The organism is Bradyrhizobium sp. DN3 (assembly GCF_041357655.1).
Classification (GTDB): Bacteria; Pseudomonadota; Alphaproteobacteria; order Rhizobiales; family Xanthobacteraceae; genus Bradyrhizobium.
Genome location: NZ_JAULLN010000026.1, coordinates 109,594 through 116,133, shown reverse-complemented (window position 1 = coordinate 116,133; position 6,540 = coordinate 109,594). Strand labels below are relative to the sequence as shown.

Below are 6,540 nucleotides of genomic sequence, written 5' to 3'. Positions count from 1 at the left end.
AGATATTAGCCTGCGAAGAGGCTGGCGTTGCAGTCACCTTGCCCAAGCCCATGACTTCGAACGCCAAGGCGGAGGGCCGGTTCGGCAAACAGGACTTCGCCTACCTGCCTGATGAGGACGTCTATCGCTGCCCCTCCGGCGAGCTGCTGCCCTATCACTTCACCAACATCGAGCATGGAATGACGCTGCGCCGTTACTGGTCGACGGCGGCATGCCAAGGCTGCGCGATCAAGAGCCAATGTACGCCGTCCAAGGAGCGTCGCATCGCGCGCTGGGAGCACGAGCATGTGGTCGAGGAGGTCCAAAGAAGGCTCGATTCCAATCCCGACGCCATGCGGACGCGGCGCGAGACGGTCGAGCATCCCTTCGGCACGATCAAGGCCCGTATGGGTGCGACCCACTTCCTGATGAAGCGCCTGCGGAATGTCGCTGCTGAGATGGCGCTGCATGTTCTCGCCTATAACCTCACACGGGTGATGAACATCCTCGGCAAACCAAGCCTGATTGCAGCCATCCGCGCCGCCTGACGGCCGGAAGTGCGTCCAAAACTACAATCCCCCGGTCGCGGTACCTACTTTGGCCGGTCATTGGACGATTCGATACGCAAATACCGGCCGCGCGCAATACTTGGCGACCACGCCGCGTCAGGCCTATGCGTTTGCACACAACCAAGACCCTTAGCGGACCTTAGGCCGCCGCGCCGCGTCCAGAACGGTTCTGCCTGCATCATCTGTGCGGGAAGTTAGGCTGAATATGCTAGCCTTCATCGGACGCTCTAGGACCGACGCGATGAATTGGACAGCTTCGTTGGTGTCACACACTTGGCCGGAGGTCGCGCTATGCCGTTCGGTTGTAGGATCGTTGTGGGAATCTTGCTCCTCGTGGGCACTTCCGTATCGGGCGGCGAGTTGCAGGTAAATGGATCTGCCGATTTCTTCTCGATAGGCGTTTGGTTGCAATCGCCGACTCGCGCTGTCAATTACAAGGCAATCGGGATCAATACCTTTGTGGGATTGCCCGAAGGCCCCACTGAAGAGCAACTCGCCGCATTGGCGCGGCAGCACATGTTCGCCGTTGCCGGCCAAAACGACCTTGCGCTGGAATCGGTCAACCGCCACGTTATCAAAGCGTGGATGCAAGAAGACGAACCGGACAATGCTCAACCGATCGGGCCAGGGCTGCACGGAACATGCGTCCCAGCAATTGAAGTCGCTCGGCGCACGCAAGAGATGAAAGCGCGGGATCCAACGCGACCGGTGATGATCAATTTCGGACAGGGTGTGGCCAACGAATTCTGGCGCGGTCGTGGCAGCTGCAACGGTGATCAGGGTTACTACGATATTGCGATCCAGGGGGCAGACATCTTGTCGTACGACATCTATCCAGTGGGATCCACTACTCCTCAAGTTAAAGGAAGGTTGGAATATGTTGCACGTGGCGTCACTAATCTCGCGAAGCGGGCTGCCGATGGGCAAAGCGTATGGATGGCAATCGAGACGACAGCACTAGATCCGACCCGTCGACCGACTGCGGCGGAGGTTCGGGCGGAGATCTGGATGGCATTGATTCATGGCGCGACGGGAATTTTTTATTTCGTGCATGAGTTTAAACCAACCTTCCGGGAAGACGCCATCTTCCGCTACCCCGATATCGTGGAGGAGGTCACGAGAACGAACCTGTTGATCCGGTCTCTCTCGCCAGCGTTGAAGAGCCCAAGCGTATCCGGGGCTGTATCCGTAAGCTCGCAGGTCCCGATTGCAACCATGGTAAAGGTGTACAAGGGCGATACGTATGTCTTTGCCGTCGCGATGCAGAACTCACCGTCGCTAGCGCGGATCACGGTCAATAACGTTCACCAGACCACCGCTCGTGTCATCGGCGAGGGTCGTAGCGTATCCCTCGCGCAAGGTTCTTTCGAGGACCAATTTGAAGGCTACGGCGTACATCTTTATCACATTCGATAGCACGCCATTCCGGAGCGAACGGGATTTCGCCGCCCAAGCTGCGGCTTCCGGATCTGGCCCAACTCGGACGTCTGGTTGGCTGCCGTAACGGGTCGGTGTCAGAGGCGGAGCGGACCTCATCTGCGCCCTGAGTGCAGCGCGGATCATGAGCACGCGCTCTGGCCTGGGCGCAAGCCACGACCGTCTGTCCGCGCCTGGCGCGGGCCTGTGTCATGATCGCCCCCATGATTATGGGTGTCACGGCGTCCGTGCTGCGGTTAGACTTGCCTCGCGCCGCGGGGGACACGCGGGTCGCGGGACGATGAACATGAGCGAACAGGGCGAGACTGGTGAGGCCATCACCATCCTCCTCGTCGAGGACGACGCGCCGACTTGCTGGCGGCTCCAGGACGCGCTGGTCAAGGCCGGCTATGAGGTGCGTAGCGCCGGCACGCTCGCAGAGGCCCGCTCTGCGCTCGGCGAAGGCACGCCGCGCGTGCTGCTCACCGATCTCAGGCTGCCCGACGGCCATGGCATCGAGCTGATTCGCGAAACCCGGCAGCGCTTTCCCGATACCGAGATCATGGTGATCTCCGCGCTCGGCGACGAGGAAAGCGTGATCTCGGCGATCACGGTCGGCGCCACCGGCTATCTGCTCAAGGATGCCTTCCCGACCGATATCGCCACCACCGTACGTGATCTGGTCGCCGGCCATTCGCCGATCTCGGCCTCGATCGCCCGTTTCATCGTCCGGCGTACGCAGAGTTCGGCGGAGCCCTCGCCCGGCCCCGTGCTCAACACGGCCAAGCTGACCCCGCGGGAGATCGACATCCTCTGGGGCATCGCCAAAGGCTTCAGCTATGCCGAGATCGCGAGCCATCTCGGCCTGTCCAGGCAGACCGTGCCCGGCCACATCAAGAACATCTATCGCAAGCTCGAGGTGCACACCCGCAGCGAGGCCGTGTTCGAAGCCGTGCAGCAGGGCCTGATCAAGCTGTGAGCGAGGTTGCGGCGAGGACAACAACGCGCCCGCGGCGCCGGCTGATCGTGTCGCGCCTCGTGCCTTATCTACTGCTCCAGGCCCTGATCGTCATCGTCACCATCCTTGGGCTCCGGCTGCTGCAACCCGGCGATCCCGAAGACTTCGCGCTGAACGATCTTTCGGCGCGCGAGGACCGCATGATGCGTGCGGTGACGCTGCCGCACTTCACCGCATCGCGCTATTCGCTGGCCGACCCGCCGCTCTACACCGCCGCCTTCACATTCCGGCCCAGCAATGCGGGATCGGGATGGTCGGTGTATCTGCCGCGCTTCAGCAACGCGGTGGAGGTCGCCGTCAACGGCGTCGTGGTGCTGGATTCCCGGCGTGACGCCAATGCCAACCGGCCAGACCGCAACACGCCGCAGATCGCGGCGATTCCGTCCTCGCTGCTGCGCGACGGCGCCAACGATATCACGGTGCGGCTGTTCGTATGGGGGCCGCTGAAGGGCTTCCTCGATACCGTCTATGTCGGGCCGGACGCCGGCTTGCGTCCCGCCTACGAGACGCGCACGCTGCTGTTCGTCACGCTGCCCGTCGTGTTCTCCGCCTGGCAATCGATCCTCGCGGTCATCCTTGCGATCATGTGGCTGATGCGGCGTCACGAGCCGGTTTACGGCGTGCTGGCGGTGGCGATGGTGCTCGGCGTGGTGCAGGCGTTCGTGCCGCCGCCGGTGCCGCCGGCCACGACGTCGCGGCTCGCCGCCGTGCTGCTGGCATCCGCACCGATCGAGAGCGCGCTGATCGTCGTGTTCGGCATGCTGTTCTTCGGTTGGCGCTGGCCGCGGTATGGCACGCTGCTGTTCGTGCCAGGCCTCGTCGTGTTCGTGGTCGGGCTGATCGGGGGCCCGCCGCTGCCACGCATTCTCTTTCTGGTGCTCGGCATTCCCACGGTCGGGCTTTGCTTGTTCCTGATGGCCTGCGTGACCGCAGCCGCAATGGTCCGGCGGCAGGACGCGGCAAGCTTCACGATCGGCTGCGCCGTGACCATCGTGCTGGTCTGCTGGGTCCAGGATATGCTCACGGTGTTGGAGATCGCGACCAACGATCGCATCTTCGTCTCGCGCCTGTCCTATTCGGCGATGCTGGTCGCGATCGGCGCCGGGCTGACCTGGCGCTTCGCGCGCGCGCTGAACCAGGTCGACAGCTTTGCCGGCCAGCTCGTTGCACGGGTGGGCGAGGCCGAGGAACGGCTGAAGGCAAGCTTTGCCCGCGAGGAGGCGCGCGCCCGCGCCGCTGCGCTCGCCAATGAGCGCACGCGGCTGATGCGGGACCTGCATGACGGACTCGGCGGCCAGCTCGTCAGCATCGTCGCGCTCTCCGAGCGCGGCCATGAGGGCGCGACCATCACGGAGGCCGCTCGCGCAGCGCTGAAAGATCTGCGCCTCGTCATCGATTCCATGGACGACATCGGCGGCGACCTGATGCTCGCACTCGGCTCCTGGCGCGAGCGCGCGACGGCGCAATTGCGGCCGCACGACATCGCGTTCGACTGGCGCGTGGCAACGCCGCAGGGCCTGCCGCTGCATCCCGAATTGCGGCCATGGCACGTCATCCAGATCGTCCGCATCCTCGACGAGGCTGTGACCAACGCCGTCAAGCATGCAGAGGCGCGCCACATCGCGGTCAGCATCGAGACGCTCGACGACGATCACGGGCCGTATGGCGTGATCAGCGTGGCGGACGACGGCAAGGGCTTTGCGCTCGCCGGCAATGGCGCGAGCGCCGGCCAGACTGCGCGGGGCTTGCGCAACATGAGGAGCCGCGCCGCCCGCTGCGGGGCGGTGCTCGATCTGAGCTCGGATGCCTCAGGCACGCGCGTGCGGCTGCAATTGCCGCAGCGTTTTCCCGACAGCGATGCGGCTGCGGGCTGAAAGGCCCCCTCCCCGAACGTGTGGGGCGCACGGAGAGAGGGGACGGGCCGAGTCCTCTGCGGAGGACGGGGGGTGTTCGTCCGCAGGGGCTCCGTTGGCCCGAAGCAATGCAATCAAATCAATCGAATCGAATATCAGCGCACGCCGACGCGATTGACCGGGCCGCCGCGATTCATCGGCGTACCGGCGCGCACGCCGACACCGGGCGCGCCGACACCGGGTGTCGCGACCGCAGCCCGCGCAACCGGAGCTCCCGGCGCGACCACCACGGCCGCAGTCGGCCGCACCACGCAGCCCTTGGGCACGCCGACCGTCTTGCAATAGACCACGGCCTGCGCCGGGCTCGTGCCCAGCGACACCATCGCCGCACCCGCCAGCGCCATGATCGTCAGCCCGGCGCTCAGCGCTCCCGCTCTTTTCGACATCTTGCTCTCCTGCTTCCCGTTCGGCGTCCCGGTGCAATCACCGGGTTTCGCAGCCGAGGTGCAGCCTGAATGGCAAAAGACCGAGCACGGATACATGCCATGAAGATGGGGGTGCCATGCCTCAGAGGGCCCACCCGGTGCCATGAACATGGCATGGACCTGCGCCCGGCCTTCGCGAGATCGTCCGGCCCGCTTGATCCCAGGCGGGACCAACGACAATTCCAAAGAGGTGCTTTATGAAGATTTCGGTTCTTGCCGCGCTGCTGCTCGCCGCCACCGCCATGTCCGCCGCCGCGCAATCCGGTCCGACGCCGCAGGAGCAGATGGCCTGCCGCGGCGATGCCAGCAAATTCTGCGCCGAACATATCGGCAAGCCGCCGGAGATGAATGCCTGCCTGCGCCAGAACAAGACCAAGCTCTCCGACCCCTGCCGCAAGGTCGTGGAATCGCACGGCGGCTGAGCCGGCCCTCAAGTCCGGGAGCGCTTCAGCGGAGCGAGCCCGGACTGTGTTTCGCCGATCATGCTTTAGTCGTCGTCAGGCCCGAACAGCCTGATCTGCGGGAAGCCGCTGCGTGGGCGGCTTGCGATATCGCGGGCATCGGAGTCTTCTCGGATGTTGCGCGCGACGTCGTCCCAATCGGTGCGGTCGCGCGGGCCGCGCATCTCGCGGGACTCGTAATAGTGGCGGCGCTCGGCCCAGCGTTCGCGGCGCTCCATCCGGCGGCGTTCGGACGCGGCGCGCTTCACGTCGGAATCCCGTGCCTTGGCATAGGCGTTGTCCGGCGAAGCGGCCGGCTCTGTCGACGCCTGCTGCTCTGCAGGCCTGGGCGCGGCTGGTGCCGGCTTGGACTGTTCCTTGGACTGTTCCTTGGACTGCTCGACCGCGGCTGCTTGCGACGGCCGCGGTGCTGGCGGTTCAGCGGTCGCTTGAGTGGTCTGCGTATCGGGCTTGGCGGGTTCAGACTTTGCCTCGGCCTGCGCCGGTGCGGCAATGATCGCGCCAAAAGCCTGCGAACCGGTGAGATAATTCACGCGCTCGGACGGTGCGTTCATCGCCGCCGCTGTGCCAGCGGCGTCGGCGCGCTTGCTGGTGTCCGGCCCCTGCTTGGGCGCGATCGGATTCATGATGTTGCCGGCGACGATGCCGCCGCCGAGACCAATGGCGATGGCCGCGACAATGGTTCCGGCACCGACGAAATAGGCTGTCGAGGCGCGCATTGATCCACTCCCTCTTTGGGGCGAGCAACGCACGTTGATT

Annotated in this window: 7 protein-coding genes; 5 read left to right on the top strand and 2 right to left on the bottom strand. The window is 64.6% G+C overall.

Annotated features, from left to right (window positions below; translation table 11 throughout):
• The 4 genes from AAE027_RS31255 to AAE027_RS31240 all read left to right on the top strand — a co-directional run.
• The coding region (locus tag AAE027_RS31255) for a transposase (protein WP_370989231.1) at positions 1 to 527 on the top strand (527 nt) is incomplete at its 5' end.
• Between the two features lie 354 nt (positions 528 to 881).
• Positions 882 to 1,964, top strand: a complete 1,083-nt coding sequence (locus AAE027_RS31250; RefSeq protein ID WP_370989230.1) for an alpha-amylase family protein — start codon at positions 882 to 884, stop codon at positions 1,962 to 1,964.
• A gap of 307 nt (positions 1,965 to 2,271) precedes the next feature.
• Positions 2,272 to 2,943, top strand: coding sequence for a response regulator (locus AAE027_RS31245; protein WP_370989229.1), 672 nt, complete (start codon positions 2,272 to 2,274; stop codon positions 2,941 to 2,943).
• On the top strand, positions 2,940 to 4,856 hold the full coding sequence (locus AAE027_RS31240; RefSeq protein WP_370989228.1) for a sensor histidine kinase: 1,917 nt from the start codon (positions 2,940 to 2,942) through the stop codon (positions 4,854 to 4,856). Before AAE027_RS31245 ends, AAE027_RS31240 begins: the two co-directional genes overlap by 4 nt.
• Before the next feature lie 134 nt (positions 4,857 to 4,990).
• Here the strand turns inward: AAE027_RS31240 and AAE027_RS31235 are convergent, their stop codons facing one another.
• Entirely contained in the window at positions 4,991 to 5,281 is a 291-nt protein-coding gene (locus AAE027_RS31235; protein WP_060737488.1) for a hypothetical protein, read from the bottom strand.
• Between the two features lie 236 nt (positions 5,282 to 5,517).
• Between AAE027_RS31235 and AAE027_RS31230 the strand changes: the two genes are divergently transcribed.
• Positions 5,518 to 5,742: a hypothetical protein gene (locus tag AAE027_RS31230; protein WP_370989227.1), complete on the top strand. Its 225-nt coding sequence runs from the start codon at positions 5,518 to 5,520 to the stop codon at positions 5,740 to 5,742.
• Between the two features lie 65 nt (positions 5,743 to 5,807).
• Here the strand turns inward: AAE027_RS31230 and AAE027_RS31225 are convergent, their stop codons facing one another.
• A complete protein-coding gene (locus tag AAE027_RS31225) occupies positions 5,808 to 6,500 on the bottom strand; it encodes a hypothetical protein (protein WP_370989226.1) in 693 nt (230 codons plus the stop codon).
• Positions 6,501 to 6,540 lie beyond the last annotated feature (40 nt).

Bases quoted from the DNA above. Each gene is read 5' to 3' on its own strand.
- AAE027_RS31245 (WP_370989229.1), top strand. From the start codon at position 2,272: ATGAGCGAACAGGGCGAGACTGGTGAGGCCATCACCATCCTCCTCGTC.
- AAE027_RS31235 (WP_060737488.1), bottom strand. From the start codon at position 5,281: ATGTCGAAAAGAGCGGGAGCGCTGAGCGCCGGGCTGACGATCATGGCG.
- AAE027_RS31230 (WP_370989227.1), top strand. From the start codon at position 5,518: ATGAAGATTTCGGTTCTTGCCGCGCTGCTGCTCGCCGCCACCGCCATG.
- AAE027_RS31225 (WP_370989226.1), bottom strand. From the start codon at position 6,500: ATGCGCGCCTCGACAGCCTATTTCGTCGGTGCCGGAACCATTGTCGCG.